This is a genomic window from Pontimicrobium sp. MEBiC01747, assembly GCF_053601635.1.
Genome location: NZ_JBSHNS010000282.1, coordinates 1 through 2643 on the forward strand (window position 1 = coordinate 1; position 2643 = coordinate 2643).

The window sequence follows — 2643 nt, forward strand, 5'->3', positions numbered from 1 at the left end:
CCATTCCATTCTTGACCAGCAAAAGAGACTTTAGTATTGTAATATAAATTAGCTGTTTGTCTACCAGGAGCATGTGTGCGAACTGGTAAATCATAAAATTCTATTTGATACGTTGTATTAGGTTCTAGATTATTTACTTGAGTGTAAACCCCCGATAAATTGGTGTCTGTATGTTTAGATTTATTCCAATACGCCATAACACTTTCATGACCAGAAGGCGGTGTTTTTATACGATGTGGTCTCATCCAGATATTTGTGCCAGTACCTTGATTTAATAAAACATCACAATTGTAATCATTATAAAAATCTTCTGTTAGTAATACATGATAAGCAGCATAATAAATGGTGGCTTTCCATGGAAAAGGACCGTTGCCTGGGCCGTAAAAGTGCGTAAATGGAAATGCTGTACATTGGTTATTGTCTCCAAAAGTAACATCTGCCGTATCAAAGTCGTTATAAACATCAATACTACATTCTGGAGCCTGTAGAGTCCATGTTATTGTATATTTATGGTTGGTTGAGTGATTATCTACTCTTAATTGAGATGAAACATCTTCTACGTGTACGGTTAATGTGTTTGTTCCCGAATTTAAATCGGTATCATTTATAGTCAAGGTCTCTACATTATTTGCAATTGCGGTACCATTAAGTTCCCAGTTAATAGCTAATGTGTTTGTGGGTACTAGGTTTAACTGAAAGTTTTGACTAGAAGATATTAATATACTTGATGCTTCTGGAGAGTAGCTATCTATTGGTGAAACTAATTCATGTATTACTTCTATAGTGCCTTCCGAACAAACTGAACAGAAAGGGTCGTTTAAATCTTCCATCATACAATTTTGATGCGGTTTATACCAGCCACAAGATCCGCAACTGTGTTGATAAATATCTACATTGTTATCGCCTACCCAGTTTTTCCATCGTACTAGAGTAGGGTTTGTTTCTTGTGTCATATTTATACCTTCTTCTGCATAAAAACTACCTGCCCAGTATTCATCTTTTAAATTCGCAAAAGAATGTCCTAGTTCATGTATAGCTATAGGGTTGGCTCTAAAATGTAATGACGCTGTAGGGAACTCGCCTCCACTACCACCATATTCAGGGTCGTTTACTAATATCATGGCTTGATCGTAGTTTGGAAAATGCGTACTTAATACATTAGTTATTGCATTAGTATCTGTAGCCACTAGTAGTCTATGAATGTTAAAATAATCGAATGTAGAACCAAAGTAATTGTCTACTGTTTTAATTGGACTTGCTGGCTCACCAACATCTGTTGCTGTACCAGGATGATTTGCGCCACTTTCGTTAGATGCTACTTTAATAGCATAAACATTAAAGTAGCTTGCATATTCTAAGTAAGGCGATTCTGCAAAGAGTTCATTTACAAGACTGGTAGCATCGTTTATAAAGTCGTCTTGTTGACTGCTTGTATAACCATCTGGAAGAATAACTAAGTTAATACGATTCTCTTGTGGACCATTTTCAACTATAGTTTCGATACCTAAAACTTGAGAATAGCCATGTATTGCGCTTATACAAAGCGCTAAAATTATAATATAATGTTTCATAATAAGTTTTATTTAATTTTTGTAACGACTGCGGTTTCTTTTTCCCTTCCTAGAATAGCTACAGAAATAAATTCGGTAGTATCTTCTAAAGGTATTTTAAGATGCAATTCTGTTTCATCCAATTGGACTTCTTTAACAGAAAGATTGCCCTTTTCGTTAGTAGGGTATTCAACTAATTGGTTTAAAGGATCTGCAATGACAAAACTTTTTATAGGTTTTAAGTTTTGATCTAGTTGAGTGCATTTTAAATGCCCTATTTTAGATTTTATGTTTTTAGTTAACCGTTTTTTAAACTTCCCTTCTATAATTTTTTTGTCTAAAAAATTAAGGGAACTCTCTCCTCTTGTATTTTTTTGAATAGAATAGCTTACAAAAGCTACTCTAGATTTTAACCTATTTTTATTTTGAGCGTTTGTTTGATGTGTAAACAGAATAGCTATAAACACATATATAACCGTTTTTAATAGTTTCATAATATTATTTTTTTATAATTTTTGTGGTAATATCTTGCTGCTTATTTAATGTGGTTTTTACAAAATAAATTCCGTTCTTAAGTTTTGAAATATTAATATTTTCTCCTCGGTATTGTGGAATACTCATTACCAATTGCCCTTGAATATTAAAGATTTCTATTTTAGTAATAGTATCTCTATTATTAGGTGTTTTTATATTAAATATATCTTTAGTAGGATTTGGGTATAGTGTTATTTGGTTGTCTATTATGTTGCTACTGTATTTGTTAGAAGAATTATCTACACAAGTAATTTGTATATCGTCTATAGCTATATATCCATCATTAACAGGGTTATTAGGGTCTGGATGTAAAGGAAATTGTAGTGTTAAGGTTGTCGACGTGGTTGTAGCATCTGTTGTAAAGGTCATAGTCCTTTTATGCCAATAATTATAATCGTCAGTATAATAGGTGTCAGGGCCATTCCATTCTTGACCAGCAAAAGAGACTTTAGTATTGTAATATAAATTAGCTGTTTGTCTACCAGGAGCATGTGTGCGAACTGGTAAATCATAAAATTCTATTTGATACGTTGTATTAGGTTCTAGATTATTTACTTGA

Annotated in this window: 3 protein-coding genes; all 3 read right to left on the minus strand. The window is 32.8% G+C overall.

What is annotated here, in order from left to right:
* Window positions 1-1571 (minus strand): M64 family metallopeptidase (locus ACVC2P_RS09250; protein WP_452598191.1); only part of this gene is annotated, 1571 nt, incomplete at its 3' end.
* 8 nt (window positions 1572-1579) lie between these two features.
* Window positions 1580-2044: a hypothetical protein gene (locus ACVC2P_RS09255; RefSeq protein ID WP_452598192.1), complete on the minus strand. Its 465-nt coding sequence runs from the start codon at window positions 2042-2044 to the stop codon at window positions 1580-1582.
* Between the two features lie 4 nt (window positions 2045-2048).
* On the minus strand, window positions 2049-2643 hold a 595-nt coding region (locus tag ACVC2P_RS09260; RefSeq protein WP_452598193.1), incomplete at its 5' end, for a T9SS type A sorting domain-containing protein.